The 18897-nt window shown below is 59.7% G+C and carries 19 protein-coding genes and 1 pseudogene; 14 read left to right on the forward strand and 6 right to left on the reverse strand.

What is annotated here, in order from left to right; all coding sequences use genetic code 11:
- Nucleotides 1-15: 15 nt before the first annotated feature.
- Nucleotides 16-948: an acyltransferase domain-containing protein gene (locus HQ843_RS07290; protein WP_180903440.1), complete on the forward strand. Its 933-nt coding sequence runs from the start codon at nucleotides 16-18 to the stop codon at nucleotides 946-948.
- A 135-nt stretch (nucleotides 949-1083) separates the two neighbouring features.
- Here HQ843_RS07290 and HQ843_RS07295 read toward each other — a convergent pair whose 3' ends face one another.
- On the reverse strand, nucleotides 1084-1494 hold the full coding sequence (locus HQ843_RS07295; RefSeq protein WP_180899147.1) for a hypothetical protein: 411 nt from the start codon (nucleotides 1492-1494) through the stop codon (nucleotides 1084-1086).
- A 229-nt stretch (nucleotides 1495-1723) separates the two neighbouring features.
- On the opposite strand from HQ843_RS07295, the gene HQ843_RS07300 reads away from it, so the two are divergent.
- The 6 genes from HQ843_RS07300 (at nucleotide 1724) to HQ843_RS07325 (ending at nucleotide 7865) form a co-directional block, all read left to right on the forward strand.
- Nucleotides 1724-4051 (forward strand): FdhF/YdeP family oxidoreductase, encoded by a 2328-nt coding sequence (locus HQ843_RS07300; protein WP_180899146.1) that lies wholly within the window; start codon nucleotides 1724-1726, stop codon nucleotides 4049-4051.
- A gap of 535 nt (nucleotides 4052-4586) precedes the next feature.
- Nucleotides 4587-5429, forward strand: coding sequence for an alpha/beta fold hydrolase (locus tag HQ843_RS07305; protein WP_180899145.1), 843 nt, complete (start codon nucleotides 4587-4589; stop codon nucleotides 5427-5429).
- Between the two features lie 80 nt (nucleotides 5430-5509).
- Nucleotides 5510-6211, forward strand: coding sequence for a YoaK family protein (locus tag HQ843_RS07310; protein WP_180899144.1), 702 nt, complete (start codon nucleotides 5510-5512; stop codon nucleotides 6209-6211).
- The gene (locus HQ843_RS07315) at nucleotides 6211-6384 is read left to right on the forward strand and encodes a hypothetical protein (protein WP_180899143.1); all 174 of its coding nucleotides are present in this window, start codon (nucleotides 6211-6213) and stop codon (nucleotides 6382-6384) included. Before HQ843_RS07310 ends, HQ843_RS07315 begins: the two co-directional genes overlap by 1 nt.
- Nucleotides 6385-6410: 26 nt before the next feature.
- Complete coding sequence (locus HQ843_RS07320) at nucleotides 6411-6929, forward strand: Dps family protein (RefSeq protein ID WP_180899142.1); 519 nt, start codon at nucleotides 6411-6413, stop codon at nucleotides 6927-6929.
- 351 nt (nucleotides 6930-7280) lie between these two features.
- The gene (locus HQ843_RS07325) at nucleotides 7281-7865 is read left to right on the forward strand and encodes a helix-turn-helix domain-containing protein (protein ID WP_180899141.1); all 585 of its coding nucleotides are present in this window, start codon (nucleotides 7281-7283) and stop codon (nucleotides 7863-7865) included.
- Nucleotides 7866-8081: 216 nt separating this feature from the next.
- Here the strand turns inward: HQ843_RS07325 and HQ843_RS07330 are convergent, their stop codons facing one another.
- On the reverse strand, nucleotides 8082-8435 hold the full coding sequence (locus tag HQ843_RS07330; RefSeq protein ID WP_180902294.1) for an SDR family NAD(P)-dependent oxidoreductase: 354 nt from the start codon (nucleotides 8433-8435) through the stop codon (nucleotides 8082-8084).
- A 23-nt stretch (nucleotides 8436-8458) separates the two neighbouring features.
- On the opposite strand from HQ843_RS07330, the gene HQ843_RS07335 reads away from it, so the two are divergent.
- Nucleotides 8459-9394, forward strand: coding sequence for a helix-turn-helix domain-containing protein (locus HQ843_RS07335; RefSeq protein ID WP_180899140.1), 936 nt, complete (start codon nucleotides 8459-8461; stop codon nucleotides 9392-9394).
- A gap of 173 nt (nucleotides 9395-9567) precedes the next feature.
- A complete protein-coding gene (locus tag HQ843_RS07340; protein ID WP_180899139.1) occupies nucleotides 9568-10971 on the forward strand; it encodes an ATP-binding protein in 1404 nt (467 codons plus the stop codon).
- Nucleotides 10972-11109: 138 nt separating this feature from the next.
- Here the strand turns inward: HQ843_RS07340 and HQ843_RS07345 are convergent, their stop codons facing one another.
- From HQ843_RS07345 to HQ843_RS07360, 4 genes and pseudogenes are all read right to left on the reverse strand, one after another.
- A complete protein-coding gene (locus tag HQ843_RS07345) occupies nucleotides 11110-11946 on the reverse strand; it encodes an MBL fold metallo-hydrolase (protein ID WP_210275241.1) in 837 nt (278 codons plus the stop codon).
- Nucleotides 11947-12149: 203 nt separating this feature from the next.
- A pseudogene (locus HQ843_RS07350) lies at nucleotides 12150-12233 on the reverse strand (electron transfer flavoprotein subunit beta/FixA family protein); the annotation flags it as partial.
- Nucleotides 12234-12270: 37 nt separating this feature from the next.
- Nucleotides 12271-13749 carry an aldehyde dehydrogenase family protein gene (locus HQ843_RS07355; protein WP_180899138.1) on the reverse strand — a complete coding sequence of 493 codons (1479 nt, stop codon included), beginning with the start codon at nucleotides 13747-13749 and terminating at the stop codon, nucleotides 12271-12273.
- On the reverse strand, nucleotides 13750-14064 hold the full coding sequence (locus HQ843_RS07360) for a hypothetical protein (protein WP_180903442.1): 315 nt from the start codon (nucleotides 14062-14064) through the stop codon (nucleotides 13750-13752).
- Between the two features lie 491 nt (nucleotides 14065-14555).
- On the opposite strand from HQ843_RS07360, the gene HQ843_RS07365 reads away from it, so the two are divergent.
- The 5 genes from HQ843_RS07365 to HQ843_RS07385 all read left to right on the forward strand — a co-directional run bounded on the left by HQ843_RS07365 (nucleotide 14556) and on the right by HQ843_RS07385 (nucleotide 18890).
- On the forward strand, nucleotides 14556-15341 hold the full coding sequence (locus HQ843_RS07365) for an OB-fold domain-containing protein (protein ID WP_256432952.1): 786 nt from the start codon (nucleotides 14556-14558) through the stop codon (nucleotides 15339-15341).
- Nucleotides 15338-16909, forward strand: a complete 1572-nt coding sequence (locus HQ843_RS07370; RefSeq protein WP_180899136.1) for an AMP-binding protein — start codon at nucleotides 15338-15340, stop codon at nucleotides 16907-16909. Before HQ843_RS07365 ends, HQ843_RS07370 begins: the two co-directional genes overlap by 4 nt.
- 116 nt (nucleotides 16910-17025) lie before the next feature.
- Complete coding sequence (locus HQ843_RS07375) at nucleotides 17026-17418, forward strand: transposase (RefSeq protein ID WP_180899135.1); 393 nt, start codon at nucleotides 17026-17028, stop codon at nucleotides 17416-17418.
- A complete protein-coding gene (tnpB, locus tag HQ843_RS07380; RefSeq protein ID WP_180899134.1) occupies nucleotides 17415-17765 on the forward strand; it encodes an IS66 family insertion sequence element accessory protein TnpB in 351 nt (116 codons plus the stop codon). The genes HQ843_RS07375 and tnpB overlap by 4 nt, the downstream gene beginning before the upstream one ends.
- A 45-nt stretch (nucleotides 17766-17810) precedes the next feature.
- Nucleotides 17811-18890 carry an AAA family ATPase gene (locus HQ843_RS07385; protein ID WP_180899133.1) on the forward strand — a complete coding sequence of 360 codons (1080 nt, stop codon included), beginning with the start codon at nucleotides 17811-17813 and terminating at the stop codon, nucleotides 18888-18890.
- Nucleotides 18891-18897 lie beyond the last annotated feature (7 nt).

Below are 18897 nucleotides of genomic sequence, written 5' to 3' on the forward strand. Positions count from 1 at the left end.
ACGCGAGGAGAGACGATGTCGCTCGCCATTTTATGCTCCGGACAAGGGGGGCAGCATCCGGGCATGTTTGCAATCACCGGCCCGGTGCCAGAGGCCGAAAACCTGTTCACACATGCGGCAAGCCTGTTGCATGACAGGGACCCGCGCGAACTCGTCCGACAGGAACCGGCCGCAGTCCTGCATCACAACCGCAATAGCCAGATCCTCTGCACCCTCCAGGCACTTGCGGCCGCTGCGGCGCTGCGCACCGCCTGGCCTGGGCGAATGGTGGTGGCCGGGTACAGCGTCGGCGAACTCGCGGCCTGGGGCGTTTCCAGCCGTTTTGCCGGCGAAGACACGCTCGATCTGGCGGCACGTCGCGCCGAAGTCATGGATGCCTCGACGCGGCCGGGCGATGGATTGCTGTTCGTTCGAGGATTGTCTCAGCGGGTTCTTGCCGAACTCTGCGAGGCGCGCGGTGCCGCCATCGCCATCGTCAACCCGGGGGATGCCTATGTCGTCGGTGGCGCCCGCGCGGCGCTTCTCAGCCTGGCGGACGAGCTGAGATCGAGCAAAGTGGTCAGGGTTGTCGACATGCCCGTCGAGGTCGCCTCCCATACGGAGAGGCTTGCTTCAGCGGCGCCGGCGTTCCGGGCCATTCTGGACCGGGTTGCGATATCGCCCGTAAACGCGGGCAATCCGCGCCTTTTGAGTGGAATAGACGGCGCGCCCGTCTTCGACACGCGATCGGGCCTCGACAAGCTGGCAGCCCAGCTTTCGCATACCGTGCAGTGGTCGGCATGTCTTCATGCCTGTATCGAGGCCGGCGCTACCGCCTTTCTCGAACTTGGTCCGGGCACGGCACTTGCCGGCATGGCGGCTGCCACCCATCAGGGTGTTCCTGCCCGCAGCGTGGACGAATTTACGAATATCGACGGCGTGCGGTCTTGGCTGTCGAAGGTCACCTGAGCTTTTGTAGCCCAGAGCCAACCCGGTTTCCGGGAAGCCGCAGCCCGGCAATGCCGTCAGCCTGAAGAAACGCGTCCGGACCTTGGAACAAAGGGCCGGACGCGTGAAGGCCATGCGAAAGAGCTTGGCCAGATTTCAGCGCAGCCAGAATGTAATGCTGCCGTCGGCCGCCTGTTCGGCGCTCACCACGTCATCGACGTTTACGCCCTGCTCTTCCAGACGGAGGAGAAGCGGTTCGTTGGCGAGGATTGCGGCCTGAACGCCCTGGATGTGTGTGGTCGGAATAGGGATGCTTTCTGTATGCCCGTCGTCGTCGCGGCGTTCCATGACATACTTGACGTTGAAGTCCTGATCGAACGTCGCCAGCGTCTGGTCGATGTCGGCGGGCCAGTTCATGGTGATGCTGTCTTCGGCCTTGCTTGCCCCGACAAAGGACATCGAGGCGATGATTGCGGCGATTGCAGTTTTCGAAACGCGATTCATGATCGTCTCCATTTGGGTCTGTTGCGGAATTGCCGCGACTGTCTTCAGCAGCGACTTGGTCAATGACCGCTGGTTACGCGGTAAGTCTAAATTACGCCGCACACGCCAAGAGCGAAATCATACGCAAGTACTTCAAGATACAAACCAAGGTTTGATCAGGATCGTCTCGGGTTATCCTCAGACACGACAATGCGACGGCTCGCGAGGTAGAAGGGCCCGCACATATCTTCGTATAGATCCGGAGTTTCTTTCTCTCTGCTAAGCTCTGCCGACCAAGGTGTGGAGAGCTCCTATGACGAAGAAAAAACGGCCGGATGGCATCAAGGCATATGACGAGCCAGCGGGAGGATGGGGGGCGCTGAAAGCGGTGGCCGAGACGCTGGCGCGCCAGCAGGTGGCCGCACAGGGTACGGCAACCCTGCTGAAGGCGAACCAGCCGGAGGGTTTTGATTGTCCCGGCTGTGCATGGCCAGACCCGAAACATACATCCTCCTTCGAATTCTGCGAGAACGGCGCCAAGGCGATTACCTGGGAGTCGACCGCAAAGCGCGTCGGCCCCGATTTCTTCGCCGCCCATACCATTTCGGAGCTCTGGACCTGGACGGATCATGAGCTTGAGAACGAGGGGCGCCTGACACATCCGATGATCTACGACGCGCAGACCGACCGCTACCGGCCGATCGAATGGGACGATGCGTTTACCCTCATCGCAACGGCGCTGAACGCGCTTGAAAGCCCGCATCAGGCGGAGTTCTATACATCCGGCCGTGCTTCCAACGAGGCAGCTTTCCTTTACCAGACCTTTGTCCGTGCCTTCGGAACCAACAATTTTCCGGATTGTTCGAACATGTGCCACGAGGCCACCAGCGTCGGGCTGCCGGAATCGATCGGTGTCGGCAAGGGCACGGTAACACTCGAGGACTTTGATCACGCCGATGCCATTTTCAGTTTCGGTCACAATCCCGGCACGAACCATCCCCGGATGATGACCACGCTGCGCAATGCCGCCCGGCGAGGCGCCCGGATCGTCGTCTTCAATCCCTTCAGGGAACGCGCCCTCGAAAGATTTGCGGCGCCCCAGGATCCGATCGAAATGGCAACCTTCTCCTCAACCGAGATCGCATCGGCCTATCATCAGGTTCGTGTTGGCGGCGACCTTGCTGCGCTCAAGGGAATGATGAAACTGATTTTCGAACGCGACGAACAGGACATCGGCAAGGGCGGCCACGGCGTTCTCGACCGCGCATTCATCGCCGAACACACGCTCGGCATCGCGGCGCTTCGCCAGGACGTCGAGCAAACCTCGTGGACCGAAATTCTTCATTATTCGGGGCTGTCGCGTGCTGCGCTTGAAAGCGCGGTCGATGTCTATCTCAACGCGAACAATGTGATCCTCTGCTATGGCATGGGTCTGACCCAGCATGCCCATGGTACAAGCAATGTGCAGCAGGCCGCCAACCTCCTGATGCTGCGCGGCAATATCGGCCGGCAGGGCGCCGGGATCTGCCCGCTCCGCGGTCACTCCAACGTCCAGGGCGACCGCACCGTCGGGATCACCGAAAGTCCCGGTTCCGGCCTGCTGGACGGGATGGAACGCGCCTTCGGCTTTCGGCCGTCCGGAGACAAGGGGCACAGCGCGATAGAGGCCATCGAGGCGATTGTCGAAGGACGCTCGAAGGCGCTGATCTGCCTCGGCGGCAATCTCGCGGTCGCTATGTCCGATCCGGCGGTGACATTTGCGGGCATGCGCGGGCTTGATCTTGCCGTACATATTTCGACCAAGCTCAACCGCTCACACCTGCTGACCGGGAAAACCTGCATCGTCTTGCCCTGCCTCGGGCGCACCGATCTCGACACCCAAGCCTCCGGTCCGCAATCCGTGACCGTCGAGGATTCCATGTCGATGGTCCACGCCTCACGTGGCTTTCTCGATCCGCCCGGTCCGCTCGTGAGATCGGAACCCGCTATCCTCGCCGGGATCGCTCAGGCAACGCTGGGCGACCGATACGGTATCGACTGGGCGGGCCTGATCGGGAATTACGATCGAATCCGAGACAAGATCGAAGTCGTTTTTCCCGACTTCAGGGATTTCAACCGGCGCGTCAGAGTTCATGGCGGCTTCAGGCTGGATGTTCCCGCTTCGCGCCGTCAGTGGCACACGGCTTCCGGCAAGGCCAACTTTCTGCCTTCGCCCGGTCTCGACGAGGATCCGCGCTTAAAAAATCCCGACACGCTGGTGTTGGCGTCGATGCGCAGCCACGATCAGTACAACACCACCGTCTATGGCCTGGATGACCGCTATCGCGGTGTTTTCGGACGGCGTGACGTCATCTTTATCAGCCCCGCCGACCTCGCCGCGAGAGGCCTTCAGGATGGCGACCGCATCGACGTGCACGGAGTTGCGCCCGATGGTGGACAGCGACGGGCGCTGCGAGGTTACACGGCGGTTGCCTACGACCTGCCGCAGGGGTCGGCAGGCGGCTATTATCCCGAAGTGAATGCCATCGTGGCGCTCGACCACTACGATCATCGCTCGGGTACACCGGCCTACAAAGGCGTTCCGGTGACGATCATTCGTGCAGCCGACACGTTCGCCGTCACGCCAGCGCTTTCGGAATAACCGACTTCGTCCTTCTCGATGAGGGTCGAAGAGCGCGACTGAAACAGCCACCTCCCCAAAAAAACAGGCCGCCTTGCTGGCTTTGGCTCAGGTGCTCCGGCATTGATCCGCCCACATCCTGCAGTGCCTCGTCAAGCTGACACGCGACGGCGTGGCAACGCGCGGAGGACGGAGTTTCCATCTGGCAGGCCACGTCGTCCGACCTGAACCGCGCCCATCACCTATCCGGTTGGAATCGATCGCACCGAGATGCTGTAGGCGTAGTTCGCATCCGTATCGATATGACGCTGCGATTGTCCAAGGAAGCAGAAGTTTTGACAATCGCCAAGAACGGAACCGTCCTACCTTCCATCCGTAAAGGGCAGTTCAGGGCATGTCAGACGCAAACCGAGCCGCGTTTCCCTGGGCCCATGACGGGACCCATGACAGGACCCATGACAGGACCCCATGACAGGCGCTGAGCGCCACAAAATCGTTTCAGCTCTTGCCGCTTTGGCGGACGGGCACCGAGAACCAACCTGAAGGAGTGAGCCAGATGGCCGAGAACTTTATCAAGACGAAAGATGGTGTCGACATCTTCTACAAGGACTGGGGACCGAAAGAGGCCCAGCCGATCATGTTCCACCATGGCTGGCCGCTCAGCGGCGACGACTGGGACGCGCAGATGATGTTCTTCGTCAACAAGGGCTTTCGCGTGATCGCCCATGATCGTCGTGGCCACGGCCGTTCCACCCAGGTGAGTGACGGCCACGACATGGCACATTATGCCGCCGATGCCGCTGCCGTGGCTGAGGCGCTCGATCTCAGGAACGCCGTTCATGTCGGCCATTCCACCGGTGGCGGCGAGGCTCTGGCCTATGTGGCGCGCTTCGGCCAGCCCCAGGGGCGCGTTGCCGGCCTGGTGATGGTGGCCGCGGTGCCGCCGCTGATGCTGAAGACAGAAAGCAACCCCGGCGGCACGCCGATCGAGGTCTTCGATGATTTCCGAAAGCAGCTTGCATCAAACCGGGCACAGTTCTTCCGCGACGTCGCGGCCGGCCCGTTCTACGGCTTCAACCGCGAAGGCGCGACGGTTTTCCCCGGCGTGATCGACAATTGGTGGCGCCAGGGCATGAATGGCAGCATCAAGGCCCATTACGAAGGGATCAAGGCATTTTCGGAAACCGACCAGACCGCCGACCTGAAAGCCGTGATGGTTCCCACCCTCATCATGCAGGGCGATGACGACCAGATCGTGCCCTACGAGGACGCGGCCATGCTCCAGGCCAGGCTGGTTCTCAACGCAGTTGTGAAGATCTATCCTGGTTATCCGCACGGCATGCTGACGACACATGCCGACGTGCTCAACGCCGACATCCTCGAATTCATCCAGAGTTAATAGAAGGGTTTCCCATGGCCGGGCCTGCCGGCCATGGACTGTTTTATCCCGATGTCCGGCCTGTATTGAAGGAGCAGTTTATGTCGCGATTACCTCTTGCTTCAGTTTTGAGCATCAACGGCGGCTATGTCGATACGATGGGATTTGTCGCTTTGAATGGCCTGTTCACCGCCCATGTCACCGGCAATTTCGTCACACTGGGAGCGGCTCTGGTCAACGGAACGGGAGGTGCACTCGCCAAGTTTCTGGCCTTGCCGGTCTTCTGTTTCTCGGTCCTGATGGCGCGACTGACAAGCGGCTGGCTTGAGCAGGGCGGGTATCCGGTCATCTCGCTTCTGCTGGCAATCAAGTTCATGCTGTTTGCGGGCGCGGCGGCAATCTTCTTTCTGATCGCACCAGCCAACGCCGGCAGCGCCGTCGAAGTCCTTGTAGGCATGATCCTCGTGGTGGCCATGGCCATCCAGAATGCCCTGCACAGGGCGTATCTCTCGGATTTTCCGCCGACGACGCTGATGACGGGAACGACGACCCAGATCATGCTGGATCTTTCAGACCTCGTTTTCGGCTCTGAACCGGCCCGAAAAACGGCGCTTTTACGTCTTAAGCGTACGCTTCCCGCTTTTGTTCTCTTCGCGGCCGGCTGCGGTGCGGCGGCACTCATCTATCTTGTTTCGCCCCGGCTCTGCTTCCTCGTTCCGCCGCTGTTCATCGCCGCTTCAATCCTGATCTGTCGCGGGTTCGGCGACGCCGTCCGATTGTCTCCCGAAACGGAGGCCCGTTGATGAGACCACTCGTGCATGAGCAGAAGTCGCCGGAAGACGCCGATCCGGTCGACAAGCTCCAAAAACAGGAACGCAGGCAGATGTCCCACGAGGATACGGATCTGATCCTCGATGAAGCCCTTCGCGAGAGCTTCCCGGCCAGCGATCCGCCCGCCAGTGCTGATTTCCGATAAGCATTCTCAAACAAAGGAGACGATCAATGGACGCAGATACGAAATCCCTCAGAAGCGCCTCGCTTCACACCCCCTCCGGACTCGGAGCCGATGCCGCCCGCGACATTTCGGCCGGGGCCAACGCACTCCTTGCGGACGTTTTTGCCCTGTTCATGAAAACCAAGAATTTTCACTGGCACATGTCGGGAGCGAATTTCCGCGACTGGCACCTGATGCTTGACGATCAGTCCGACGAACTGATCGCCATGACCGATCCCTTGGCCGAACGCGTACGCAAGCTGGGCGGACTGACGCTCAAATCCGTCGGCGGCATCGCCGCCCGACAGCGCATCGCCGACAATGACGCCGAATTCGTGCATCCCCACGAGATGCTGGCTGAACTGCGTTCCGACAATGCCGACCTTGCCGGACGGATGCGCGCCCTCCACGGCGTCTGCGACGAATACAATGATGTCGCCACCGCAAGCCTTCTTGAAAACTGGATCGACGAGACGGAGAAGCGCGTCTGGTTCCTGTTCGAAATCCTGCGCTCCACCAACGCCTGATGGAGCAGCTTGCCGGGCGGCAATGAAGAGCCTAGCTATCCTTGAGAGCGCGCATACCGATCTTTTCAAAGCTTCCGATGCTATGAGCCCGCGGCCAGACAATTATGGCGATCTGCCTTGTTCGTTCGTGTGGGAGGGCCGGCTTGGCTGCGGGCACTTCTCAAGGCCCGTGGAGCGAAAATTTCATCGGGCATCGGCAAAGCGTAGGCTTTGACACCCTATACCCCGGTATAATCCCCCCACACAAATGTCTGCCTCTTGCGAATGAAAGTGTGATTCAGATGTTGTCCGCACTCAGTCAAAATTCGGAGCATCGAACAGGACGCTGGATCTTTAGCGAGGGAACGGAACATGACGTTTGCCGCAGCCACCTTGAAAACGCCGGTTGTTGATCAGAAAGTGCTGCCGGCGGGCCCTGTCCCTGAAGCGTTCCAATTGGTGATGCAGGCCCTTTTGCTAATGGGCGACGAGCCCGGAAAGGCGCTTGAATACCTGAGCAAGGCGCAGAGCATGATGGAAATGGCAGAGGGCAGATCGCCGACAAAACACGCGGCGGTGGTGCAACCCGGTTCTGTGATTCCAAAAGGCGGGTTGGCCCCGTGGCAGATTTCAAAGGTCAGGTGCTACATTGACGAGAATATCGACGGATCGATTTCGCTTTGCGAGCTTGCCGGCGAGGTCGACTTGAGCGTGAGCTACTTTTCAGCGGCTTTCAAAGTCAGTTTCGGTCTTTCACCGCATGCCTTTGTCATCGCTCAGCGCGTCGAGAAGGCAAAACGTCGGATTGCGCTGACCGACACGCCGCTTTGCGAAATCGCTCTTGACTGCGGCTTGGCGGACCAAGCGCATCTGTCGCGCGTTTTCCGCCGTCATACCGGGTTCACGCCCTCGGGTTGGCGGCGGGCATGCTCGGCAGCAATGGCAACCTTACCGTGATGCAAGATAAGAGAGCATCCCGACCAAATCTTCCGGAACGAGCGTACGCCTGGAGCATCGGGCGATTAGTTGGCATCGCCCAATGCTCTGGATTCTCGATTTTGACGCGTCGGGTTAACGAAAAACCGGATTCCACTTTTTCGCCCGACGCTCTAGAGTTTGTCAGGGAAAAGTGGAATCCGGTTTTCCCGAAAAGACAAACGAAAACAAATAAATCTAGAGTCTGTCTGGTTCGATTTGAACCTGACAGACTCTAATTGCCTGCGCCTCTGCAGCCTGCGCAAACTCCTCTTCCCGGGAACGTCCGTTGGAACCGACACCACGGGCGACGACATTGGCCGCTTTCGTCAGACCTGGCGCCAGTGCGTTCACGGTTATGCCGTGCATGCCGAGGTCGTCGGCAAGCCCCCGGGTGAAGCCCACAACACCGCCTTTTGTTGCGATATACAGGAAGAGATGGCTGAGCCCCGGCGCGAAGGAGTTGGAGGAAAGATTGAGCGGTTCCGCGCTCCGCCATTGCCTGACTTGAAAAGCATGGTTGGTGATGGCATCGTCTTCCGTGATCCGAATTTGTTTAGTTCGCGAGGGCCCTGATGGGCAGGAAAGCTTTCAGCGAAGATCAAACGAGCAGAGGCCGCGCCTACGGTTCGCAACTGGGCGAACGCTTGGGTTTGCCGAAGCCTCTCAGCCATGTCTGTCGCACGTTGAATCGCGGTATGCTCGCCGTCACGGAATTGCAGTCCCTCATGCCACCGCAGGACCCAACGCCGTCTTTCGGCTATGACGACGCCTATCAGGTAATCGTTAATCTCAGGCATATTCGGCTGGAGCTTTGGTTGAACGATCATTCCCTCTTGAATGACGCCCTGCATATGGGAAAGACCTACATTGCCGATTTGAGACAGGAGCCGCGGGTTCTTATAAGGGACCCTTTTCACACCGTGAATTTCTACCTGCCCATCGCCACACTGAAAGCGTATGCCGAACGGAACGACATGCCGATGTTCACGGATTTTCCCCAACCGCCCACCATTGGCCATGACGATCCGGTGATGCGTCAACTGGCAGGGGCAGCCTCGGCCGCCTTCACATCCGAACACGCCGCAAGCGGCCTTCTGATTGACACGATTCTCGACGCCGTATGCGTCAACGTACTCGGGCGGTATTGCGGCACCAACGGAAATGCCCCTTTGAGGTCGGGTGGCCTGGCCCCGTGGCAGGAGCGTCGCGCGAAGGAGCTGATCGACCAGCGTCTGGATGTGTCCATGTCGGAACTCGCGCAGGAATGCGGGCTCTCCGTTGCTCATTTTGGCCGGGCCTTCAAGTGTTCCACCGGACTTTCACCGCATCAGTGGCAATTGGCCCGTCGCATGAAACGGGCGCAGGCCATGCTCACCGGTTCGACTCGTTCGATCGCTGAAATCGCTCTCAGATGCGGATTTTCGAGCCAGAGCCATTTCACCACCGCGTTCAAGGAGAATACCGGCGCAAGCCCCGGAAACTGGCGTCGGCTGGGCCCTGGGGGATGAAATCCAGAGACTGACCGAACGGCCGACCTGGCAACAGCGCCACCGCTTCGTCGAGGTCATTGCCAGCGTGATGTCATATTTCCGCAAATCGTGCCGTTTTTTCGGAAGACATGTCTTCCATCTCCCCTAACCTACCTGTTGGTCCGAAATAGGTATGCGCGGGAGCGGAAGCGATGACAGGTCGTGTGACGGACGAGGCCTCGTCTGTCCCGTCTTACACCGAAGCTGGTGAACGCCCGGCGGCGGTATCGTTCGGAAGTTTTCGACTGGTTCACGCGCAGCGGCTGCTGTTGAAGAATGGCGAGCCTGTGCGGCTTGGCGCGCGTGCTCTGGATATTCTGATCGCCCTTACCGAACGTGCCGGAGAAATCGTCAGCAATCATGAATTGCTCGAGACCGTGTGGCCCGGCATTGTCGTCGACGAGGCGGGGGTAAGGGTGCACATGGCCTCACTTCGCCGGGCTTTGGGAGATGGCCAGGAGGGTGCGCGATACATCGTGAATGTCGCTGGCAGGGGCTACACTTTTGTCGCTCCGATCGGGCGCGATGATCCAGATTCCCCATTGCCTGCCCCCGCCGTTCCCAACCAAGCTCGGTTCGCAGGTCGCGCTCCGCCGCCCCCTCGTTCGCTGATAGGCCGAGATGCCGTAATCGACAGTCTGAGTGAACTTCTCCGGACGCGCCGGTTCATCAGCATCGTGGGATCGGGAGGCATCGGCAAGACGACAGTTGCGACGGCCGTTGTTCAAAATCTCCTGATCGAATTCGGCGACGAAAATGTCGCCTTCGTCGATTTCGGCGCAATCTCGGAGGATGCCCTGGTAGCAGGGGCCGTCATCTCGGCGGTCGGCTTTACCAAAGGCGGCGCTGACCCGGTCGCGGCGTTGCTGAATTTTCTCGCCGACAAGCACATGCTGATCATCTTCGACAGTTGCGAGCATTTGATTGACCCGATTTCGAAATTGGCCGGTGAGTTGTTTCGATGCGCACCGGATATGCACTTGTTGGTCACCTCCCGTGAATCGCTGCGCGTCGAAGGGGAGACTGTTCATCTGCTGAGCCCTCTGGCCTGTCCGGAGGATGAATTTCCGACTGCGTCCGAGGCGCTGGCGACACCCGCTGTGCAGCTCTTCATGGATCGGGCGGCGTCGAGTGGCTTTAACGGGGAACTGAGCGATAGCGAAGCTCCTGTCGTTTCTGAGATATGTCGCCGGACCGACGGTATCGCGCTGGCGATCGAACTGGTTGCAAGGCGAGTCGGAACATACGGCATGCATGGCGTCGCCAACCTGCTCGCCAGCAATATGGAGCTTGCTCTGGTTGGCCGGCGCAACGGTGTACCACGACACCGAACGCTGGAAGAGATGCTCGACTGGAGCTTTACGCTGCTTGCCGAAGATGAAAAGAGAACACTCTCCCGCCTGGCTGCGTCGATCATGTCACGCACCGTCGCGCCATCCGCGATCCTGAAAAGACTTTCCGCTTCGTCGAAATCCAGTGATCTGGCCAAGGCATTGCGCGAAACTGCGCAACGCCGGCAGGCGGTAAGGGCGATTGACGTGACGGGGATCCGATAATCAGTTCTATCGGTATTGCGCACTTATAAACCATCCGCTTCATCAGCATTGCCCGGACATCACGCGCCATATTGTTGGCCAGAGCCATTGCCTCTACCATCCGCATCTTGGGTCCGGCATCCGAGAAGGGTAGCTATCTCAGGAGGGTATGTTCCAAAGGCCTCCAGACCGGATCACCCGATTTTCGGACAGGAGCTTTTCTAGATGGGCGATGACATTTCTTTCTGCGGCCATCGCGATGTGCGGATCAGATTTGCGGTAGACGGCCGCGGCAATGCTTTGGACAGTGTCGGGCTTTGACGCGATATGGGCCAGGATCTGCTTTTCTCTTCGCATCCTGTTTGCGAGCAGCCGTTCGACGTAAGGTTTTGGCTCCTGAAGTATCGGCCCGTGGCCCGGCAGATAGGTCTTGTCGTCCCGTTCGAGCAGGCGTTGCAGCTGGCCGCAATAGTCACGCATGTTGCCGTCGGGCGGGCTGACGATCGAGCTGTTCCAGGTCATCACATGGTCCCCCGAAAACAGGACGCCCGCCGGCGTTGCAAAGCAGAGATGGTCGCTGGCATGCCCTGGCGTGTGCAGCACGGTCACGCCGGCAATGACGTCCCCGTCGTCCAGGCGCATGTCAGGTTCGAACGCATCGTCCGGGAACGCGCTTGAGACATAGACAGGCAGGCCGGTCCGTTCGCGAAGCGACGGTGCGGATCCGAAATGGTCGGAATGATGATGGGTGATCAGGATTCCTTTCCCCCGGGTCCCCAGACTGTCGACGACCGCGTTGAAATGCGCGCTGTCTTCGACCGGGCCCGGATCGATGACGAACACGCCCTCGGACGTGTCCAGAAGGTATGTGTTCGTGCCGTGATAGGTCATCTTGTTGGGGTTGTTGGCCACGATGCGGCTCACGTTTTCGGCGACCTCGATGCTCACCGCCCGGGCCGGTTCCGGCTCGGTGAAAAATATGCTCGTTCCGCTCATTGGCCGCCTCCATCGATCGACCGGATCTGTGCCCCGGTCTGCAACTGATAATGTTTTACCACCGTTTCAACTCTTTCCCGGGAGATGTCCCGAAAATGCGGCGGCGCCGGATTTACCGACGCCGCCAGTTTCGCCCTCAGGGAGGAGGTTGAGCGCGAAAATAGTCCTCACAGCTTTTCGACCAGTTCCGGCACGGCCGTGAACAGGTCGACGCCGCTTCCGTCCGCTTTCACGCGGACCTTTATATTGTAATCGATCACACGTTTGACAGTTACGAGGACCTTTATTCGCATATTCCTCTTGGTTTTGTTCGTCGCAGTGAACTCAGGCAATCCACATCGATTTGGTCTGAAGGTACTCCTCGATATGCGCGGAGCCGGACTCCCGGCCGTAGCCGCTCATCTTATAGCCTCCGAAGGGAACCGCGGGATCCATGCTCTGATAGCTGTTGATCCATACGGTTCCGGTCCGCAACGCACGGCCGATCGAATGCGCCGTGCCGATGTTCTGAGTCCACAGACCTGCGCCGAGACCGTATTCGCTGCTATTGGCTCGTCCCACGACTTCATCCGCAGTCTCGAAGCGGAATACCGAGAGGACGGGTCCGAAGATTTCCTCCCGTGCGATCGTCATGTCGTCGGTCACGTTCGAGAAGATCGTTGGCGCAACGAAGCTTCCTTGCGCAAGCTCTTGCGGACGCTCGCCGCCCGTCCTCAGCGTTGCGCCTTCGGCATGACCCTTGGCGATGTAGCCGAGCACTCTCTCCATCTGGTTCGTGTCGACAAGCGGCCCGAGTTGCGTGCCGGGGTCCAGGGGATCGCCGAGCTTGAGTTTCTCGGTTTCCGCCTTGACCATATCGACGAAGGCGTCGTGGATTTCGGCCTGGACGAACAGTCGCGTTCCGGCGCTGCAGATCTGGCCCGAATTATTGAACACCGCCGCCGCGCCGGCAACCGCAGCCTTTTCCAGGTCGGCATCGCTCATGATGATGTGCGCGGATTTGCCGCCCAGTTCGAGCGAGAGCTTTTTGATGTTGCTGGCCGACGCGCGAACGATCTTCTGACCCGTCGAGGTCGAGCCGGTGAACGAGACCTTGTCCACGTCCGGGTGTTCCGCCAGTCGCGCGCCGGCATCGCCCTCACCTGTAACCACGTTGACGACGCCCGGCGGAACGCCGGCTTCGAGGCAGAACTGCCCAAACAGAAGCGCGGACAAGGGCGTCTGCTCTGCCGGTTTCAGGACGACGGTGCATCCTGCTGCAAGCGCAGGAGCGATCTTCCAGACGCACATTCCAAAGGGTGCGTTCCAGGGCGTGATCGCCCCCACGACGCCGATCGGTTCCTTCAATGTGCAGACGAAGGGATCGCCTGCGACCGAGCTTCTGAGCGTCTCGCCGTGGATGGTGGTGGCCTGACCGGCATAGTAGCGCAGAAGCTGCATGGCGCGGCGACGGCCGGCCAGCGTCCGCGTGATCGGCGCCCCCATGTCCATGGTATCGACCGCGGCGATCAGGTCGTAGTTCTTTTCGATGATGTCGGCCAGTCCAAGCAGGATCTCCTGCCGTTCGAACGGGGTGAGCTTCGCCCACGGGCCATTGAGCGCGCGGCGTGCGGCGTCAACGGCAAGGTCGATGTCGCCGGGCCTGCCCCTGGCGACACTGCCAATGACGGCGCCTGTCGCGGGGTTCCTCGTTTCCAACGGCTCGCCGGCCTGGGCGTCGCGCCAGTCGCCATCGATCAGCAACTTCTTTGGCAGGTCCCGAAAGAGCTCTTGTGTTTTTATTGATGTCACCTGAATACTCATTCAATCATCTTTCATATGGCTGCGCGAGGGGCCGATCGAGGGCAGTTTCGTCGCCGAACGACCAAGCAAGCCCTTCGGCTCTTTCCCGGAAAATTTCTGAATAGGCAAAACGGCAGTGCGCCAATGGTACGCAAGACCGTGGCGCGATCGTTGCCGCCGGAGTGCGGGCTGACCGTATCCTTGATCTATCGAAACGAAACCTGGGCGCACTGCGACTTGCTCAGGCAGCGCTCCAGGCTCTCCCAATATCCGCGGCGCTGCGTCTGCGAACGGACGATCGCCTTGGGCAACGATATCGCAACGGGTCATCATCATTCCGTCCTCCGTCTTTAAAAAAACAAACAACCGTACTTTTGTCAATCCACGGACTGAGGCCTGTTGAGGATGCGTGCGAAAGAAAAGCCGCCGGTTTCACGCGGAGCCTGCACAATTACAGCCCAGGTCGGGCCAGAGCATCTCTCCCCCCCGGCTATCGGGAACACTCTATCGCGCTCCGGTCCATGCTGCAGTTGCGGAGCGACAAAAAGGCCATTGACAAACGAACGGGTGCTTGTTGGTTTAATTGTGGAGCGAGTAGAGCGTCGTTTGCGCGGCAGAGCCGGCAAACGCAAGGACCCCGGGGGGAGGGTGTGGTGTATCGCCGTTGCGAGGCAGGTGAGGGGTATCTCTCGACATTCGAGCTGCGGATCAGCCGGCAGGCGTTGGTATCCGAGGGTGGTCGATTTGGATAACCTCGTACAAATCATCATCAGCGGTCTGGATGTTGGCTGCATCTACGCGCTTGTCGCATTGGGCTTCACACGCTTATCTACAAGGCGACCGAAGTCGTGAATTTCGCCCAGGGCGAACTCCTCATGCTCGGTGCGTTCGTCGCCTATACGTTCATCGGCTTTTGGGGGTGGCAGTATTGGGCCGGCCTCGTTGCGAGCATGGTCGTCGTCGCATTCCTCGGCTTCATGATCGATGCCGTAATTCTGCGAAGGGTTCTCGGGCAGCCGCAGTTTGCCATCGTCATGCTGACGATAGGGCTCGGCTTTATCTTCCGCGCGGTCGCTACGATGATCTGGGGCGCCAATTCCCTGGTCCTGCCGACGCCTTTCTTCGGGCAGTCCCTGAGCCTTTTCGGCATCAGCGTCCCAGCCAACACAATGGCGATGGTCGTCGGCGCGCTCCTGCTTTGCACTCTGCTTTCGCTGTTCTTCGGCGCCACCCGCATCGGCATCGCGATGCAGGCCACAGCTCAGAACCAATTGGCGGCCTACTATATGGGCATCCGGGTCTGCGGCGATTGCGGTTCGGCAAATTATTATCCTCGACCGCACTGCGCAGAGTGTTTCGGCACCAATCAATCATGGAAGGAATGCAGCGGGTTCGGGCATATCTATGCCGTGAGCGTTACCCGCCGCGGCGCCGAGCCATATGCGATCGCCTTCGTCACCCTTGAGGAAGGGCCGCGTCTTCTCACCAATATCGTCGATTGCGACCTTGATGCATTGCGCATCGATCAAAAGGTGCAGCTAACCTTCCGGGAGCTGTCGGGCGGTCTGGCGCCTTGCTTCACCCCGGTGGAAGAGCAGGGAGGCAAGTCATGAGATCGGCGCCCTATTACGACATCCGCGAAGTCGCGGACATCGTCCGCCATTTCGGCAAGGAGAAACCCGAGGCTCCCGCGGTAAGCTTCGGCCAGACGACGCATTCCTACGCGAAGCTCGTTCTTGAAACCAGCAGACTTGCCCAGGCGCTTCTGGCGGAAGGGTTTCGAGCCGGAAGCAGAATTGCCTATCTCGGCAAGAATACCGATTTCTTCACCCAGCTCTATTTTTTCTTCGCCAAGTCTCAGGTGACGCTGGTGCCGCTCAACTGGCGGCTGACGGCCTTCGTACTCCAGCAGATCCTCGCTGACAGCGGAGCAAGGCTGCTGTTTCATACGCCGGAATATGCCGCCACATCGCGCGAGCTGCAGGGTTTGATCGATGGCATCGAACTTGTGGAGCTTTCTTCCGGCGATGATCCTGGGTCCATAACGCAATGGATCGGCGACAGCCCCGAAACGGATCCTCGACTTCCCGTCGACGGTTCGGCGATTGTAATACAGATCTACACCTCCGGAACCACGGGCAGGTCGAAGGGTGTCCAGCTCTCCAACGACAACATCGTCGCATTCCTGAAATCCGGCGATGCCGGCGCGTACGGACCCTGGTCCGACAATGAGACCGCCCTGATGTGCCTCCCGTTCTTCCATGTGGGCGGGGCGCAATCCGGTCTCCATATCCTACATCACGGAGGCCATATGGTGATCGTGGCCGACGCCCCCCCGGACACCGTCTTCGACGCATTCGAGAAATGGCCCCTGAGCCGGACGGGGGTCGTGCCCTCGGTGCTTCAATTCTGTCTCGAGCACGAACGCTGTGGGCAGATGGACTTCTCCAAACTCCGTACGATCACCTATGGCGGGTCGCCGATCTCCGAAAGCGTGTTCCGGCGCGCGAAGGCGGTTCTCGGTTGCGACCTCATCCAGCTGTTAGCAATGACGGAAACCGCTTCTGTCGGCACGGTCCTGTCGACGGAGGATTTCGAGACCGGCTCTGCCGAGAGGCAGCGCTCCGTCGGCCGGGCTGCCCCGCTGATGGAAGTCAAGATCGTTCGCAAGGACGGTACCGATGCCGATCCCCGCGAAATCGGCGAGATTGTCGCCAGAGGCGCTCCCGTTTTTTCAGGCTATTGGGGAATGGAGGAAGAGACCCGCCATGCAAAGCGTGGCGGCTGGTTCCATACCGGCGATGCCGGCTACGCAGACGAAGAGGGCTTTCTCTACGTCCATGACCGGATCAAGGATATGGTCGTGACGGGAGGCGAGAACGTCTTTCCCGCCGAGGTTGAGAATGTTCTGGCAGATTGTCCGGGGGGCAGCGACGTCGCCGTGATCGGGGTTCCGGACGAGCGGTGGGGAGAGGCCGTCAAGGCGATCGTCGTCAAGGCCCCCGATTCTCAGCTGTCGCAGGCGGACCTGCTCGGCTTCGCCCGCAAGCGACTGGCCGGCTACAAGATTCCCAAAAGCTTCGATTTTGTCGACGCGTTTCCGCGAAACGCTGCAGGCAAGATCCCGAAGCGCGTCCTACGAGAGCCCTACTGGGCGAACAATTCACGACAGGTCAACTGAAGGTACCAAAATGCAGCATTTTTCGTAAGCGTTGCATCGAGCCCCTGAAAATTGGACTATCGAAGCCAAATCGCCAGATGGTAATTTCTCCCTGCCTTTGAAATCAGGAGGGAAGAATGGCGTCAGTGGACATCTGGGGCTTCAAGGTCGGGCTCTCGACCGATGGCAGGAAGATTTGGCCGAAGTCGATAAAGCGTGAAGCCGTGCGTCGGGTTCGGGACGAAGGCTGCCCGGTCAAATTGATCGCCGATGAACTCGGCACGCGAGATTTCCTTGTCCGCAAATGGATCAAGCTGGCTGAAACACGCGCAGCCCATGATGGGCGTGAAAGGCCCAAGCCTTTTGCCGCGGTCCAACTTGCTCGCGAGCCAACCCACCTGGCTGAACTCCACCACGACAGTGGGGCCAGTGGTCGGCATCTTGTCGGTGGCGTCTGCCTCGAATTCCCTTTGAGCATCGGTGATGCCGAGCTGGCGAAATTGATCCGCGTCGCGGGGCAGTTCTCATGATCTATCCGTCGAGTACCTTCAAGATCTATCTCGCCACCGATCCCGTCGACTTCCGCAAGGGCATGGATGGCCTTGCCGCCCATGTGATGCGCAATTTCGATCTCGATCCGTTTTGCGGCGCCTTCTTCGTCTTCCGCTCCAAGGGGAGCGACAAGACCAAGGTGCTGATGTGGGACGGGACCGGCCTTGTGCTGATCTACAAGCGTATCGAGGGCCGCGGTTTCGTCTGGCCGAAAATGCAGGGCGGCACGGTCACGCTGACCAAGGCGCAGTTCGAGGCTCTGTTTGAAGGCCTAGATTGGGGCCGGGTCGCAACCGCCCATTACACCCACCCGAAGATCGCCTGATCAGACGGCCTCTTTCCTTCTTTTTCTGTATCCGGACATTGTAGTATGACGCGTATCCCCTTTGTCGAGGCGAAGCTGTTCCCGGTCGGCGACAGCGAAACCGATCTCGAATACCGATTTGAAAACCACCTGCGTAAGCTGCGCGAGGACAAGCAGTCTGTCGAAGAGCTTTCCGAAGAGGACGACTGGCATCGCTCAAGAGACATGGTGACAAGTCGCGACCGGGCTCGCATCAGGCGGTGGGCAGTGCGCATCATCAAGGGGCGGGAAAAGGTGTCCGGGATCATGCATCTGCGGGCCGAGGACCGCAAGGCAATCGAAATGCTGAATACCGGCGTGCAAGTGGTCGAGATCGAAAGCGAGGCACGCGCTGATGAGATTGCTTCAGCGCTTCATGCGGAAATGCCATGGATGGCGCCGGCGACAGAGCTGTTCTGGCAGGCAATGCGACAGTCCGTTGGCTCGGGCATGGCTGGCTTCCGTCTTCCGCCTCTGCTTCTGAACGGGCCGCCGGGCATTGGCAAATCGGTCTGGGCCCGCAAGGTAAGTGAAGTGCTTCGGGTTCCGCTCCGGACGATTGATGCAGCTGGCGAGCAGGCTTCCTTCGCTGTCGCGGGCTCCCAGCGCGGTTGGGGGTCGGCTCATGCCGGCAAGCCGATCCAGACGGTCATCCAGCACAAGGTTGCCAATCCGATCATCGTCATCGATGAGATCGAGAAGGCGGGGATTGCAGTTTCGACGGGCGGCTCGCGATGCAGCCTGCCGGACGCATTGCTCTCATTACTGGAATTGGCGACGGCGGCGCGGTGGGAGTGCCCCTACTATCAGCTCAGTTTCGATATGTCGTGGATCGACTGGATCCTGACGTCGAACAGTCTTGTCGGAATTCCGGAACCGCTGCAAACCCGGCTGAACATCGTGAACCTGTCCGTGACACGGCCATCGGACATGATCACATTCGCTCAGCGAGAGGGGCGAAAGCGCAGACTTTCGGAATTATCCGTCGATGTGATCGCCGAGGTTATCGAGCGGCAGCACGCGCGGCGCCAGCCCCTGAACCTCCGCTCGGTCAACCGCATGCTGGCGCGTGCGGAGGTGCTGGAAAAGCAGCCGATGCTGCCTTGACACGTAT

The sequence above is a fragment of the Martelella sp. NC20 genome (assembly GCF_013459645.1).
Lineage (GTDB): Bacteria > Pseudomonadota > Alphaproteobacteria > Rhizobiales > Rhizobiaceae > Martelella.

Excerpts from the sequence above, each read along its gene's own strand:
- HQ843_RS07300 (WP_180899146.1), top strand. The coding sequence starts at position 1,724 with ATGACGAAGAAAAAACGGCCGGATGGCATCAAGGCATATGACGAGCCA.
- HQ843_RS07325 (WP_180899141.1), top strand. The coding sequence starts at position 7,281 with ATGACGTTTGCCGCAGCCACCTTGAAAACGCCGGTTGTTGATCAGAAA.
- HQ843_RS07355 (WP_180899138.1), bottom strand. The coding sequence starts at position 13,749 with ATGAGTATTCAGGTGACATCAATAAAAACACAAGAGCTCTTTCGGGAC.
- HQ843_RS07310 (WP_180899144.1), top strand. The coding sequence starts at position 5,510 with ATGTCGCGATTACCTCTTGCTTCAGTTTTGAGCATCAACGGCGGCTAT.
- HQ843_RS07315 (WP_180899143.1), top strand. The coding sequence starts at position 6,211 with ATGAGACCACTCGTGCATGAGCAGAAGTCGCCGGAAGACGCCGATCCG.
- HQ843_RS07375 (WP_180899135.1), top strand. The coding sequence starts at position 17,026 with ATGGCGTCAGTGGACATCTGGGGCTTCAAGGTCGGGCTCTCGACCGAT.
- HQ843_RS07340 (WP_180899139.1), top strand. The coding sequence starts at position 9,568 with ATGACAGGTCGTGTGACGGACGAGGCCTCGTCTGTCCCGTCTTACACC.
- HQ843_RS07360 (WP_180903442.1), bottom strand. The coding sequence starts at position 14,064 with ATGATGATGACCCGTTGCGATATCGTTGCCCAAGGCGATCGTCCGTTC.
- HQ843_RS07305 (WP_180899145.1), top strand. The coding sequence starts at position 4,587 with ATGGCCGAGAACTTTATCAAGACGAAAGATGGTGTCGACATCTTCTAC.
- HQ843_RS07320 (WP_180899142.1), top strand. The coding sequence starts at position 6,411 with ATGGACGCAGATACGAAATCCCTCAGAAGCGCCTCGCTTCACACCCCC.
- HQ843_RS07370 (WP_180899136.1), top strand. The coding sequence starts at position 15,338 with ATGAGATCGGCGCCCTATTACGACATCCGCGAAGTCGCGGACATCGTC.
- HQ843_RS07335 (WP_180899140.1), top strand. The coding sequence starts at position 8,459 with ATGGGCAGGAAAGCTTTCAGCGAAGATCAAACGAGCAGAGGCCGCGCC.
- HQ843_RS07345 (WP_210275241.1), bottom strand. The coding sequence starts at position 11,946 with ATGAGCGGAACGAGCATATTTTTCACCGAGCCGGAACCGGCCCGGGCG.
- HQ843_RS07385 (WP_180899133.1), top strand. The coding sequence starts at position 17,811 with ATGACGCGTATCCCCTTTGTCGAGGCGAAGCTGTTCCCGGTCGGCGAC.
- HQ843_RS07290 (WP_180903440.1), top strand. The coding sequence starts at position 16 with ATGTCGCTCGCCATTTTATGCTCCGGACAAGGGGGGCAGCATCCGGGC.
- tnpB (WP_180899134.1), top strand. The coding sequence starts at position 17,415 with ATGATCTATCCGTCGAGTACCTTCAAGATCTATCTCGCCACCGATCCC.